General features: G+C 37.0%; 1 protein-coding gene. It reads left to right on the top strand.

Annotated elements, in window-relative coordinates; all coding sequences use genetic code 11:
- Positions 1-657: transposase (locus WFH39_RS21155; RefSeq protein WP_336691366.1), on the top strand; the 657-nt coding region annotated here is incomplete at its 5' end.
- Positions 658-855: the final 198 nt, after the last annotated feature.

The raw sequence follows: 855 nt of genomic DNA, 5'->3' as shown, positions 1-855 counted from the left end.
TATTTTTCTAATGAAATCTGTCTGGTTGTTTATAGAGACAGTGTTTTTAAACAAACCCAGCTTTACAGAATTACGGACGGAGAGCATTATGAAGAACTCAAAGAGGATTTGGAAAACATCTTGAATTTAGGAATAAAAATTGGCGGGATAACCTGCGATGGCGACAAATCTCTACTGAAAGCTATTCGTAAAGTTTGTCCGAAAGTTCCTGTGCAGCGATGTTTGGTACATATTCAGAGAATGTGCAAAATATGGCTTTCGGCTTATCCAAAGTCTGCAGCGGGTTTTGAGTTGCGAGAAATTGTCTGCAAGATTCATTTTATCGACAATGAAGTTAAAAAGCAGTATTGGATCAAAGAATTTTTAGATTGGTCTGAGAAGCATCACGAATTTTTGAATGAAAAATCATACAGCCAGGAAACCGGAAGATATTGGCACACGCACAAGATGGTAAGGAGATGTTTTTCGGTTATCAGGAAGGCTTTACCCAATATGTTTATGTTCCTGCAAAATCCTAAAATCCCTAAAACAACCAACGGCATAGAGTCTTTTTTCGGTCATCTGAAAGGCAATCTCAATATTCATCGGGGACTTACAAAAAGCCGAAGAAAGAAGTTCATCCAATGGTATCTTTTCTATAGAAATCTAAAGTCGTAAAAGGTTTTTTAAGCCATAGAGCTGTTCCAATAATTTGCAAAAAAGGATGGCAAAGCCATCCTCTAAACTATTGTTTACAGCGTTGATTGTATTGCTGGTAAGTTGCTCCTCAGCATTGCTCACTTCCTCTTCCAATCAACTGCAAAATATTACGAATTATTTATGACAAAAACACCAACTATTTTTGACCACATTACC

It is taken from the genome of Chryseobacterium sp. MMO-72, from assembly GCF_037146035.1.
Classification (GTDB): Bacteria; Bacteroidota; Bacteroidia; order Flavobacteriales; family Weeksellaceae; genus Chryseobacterium; species Chryseobacterium indicum.
This window is presented reverse-complemented; position numbering and strand designations above follow the sequence as displayed.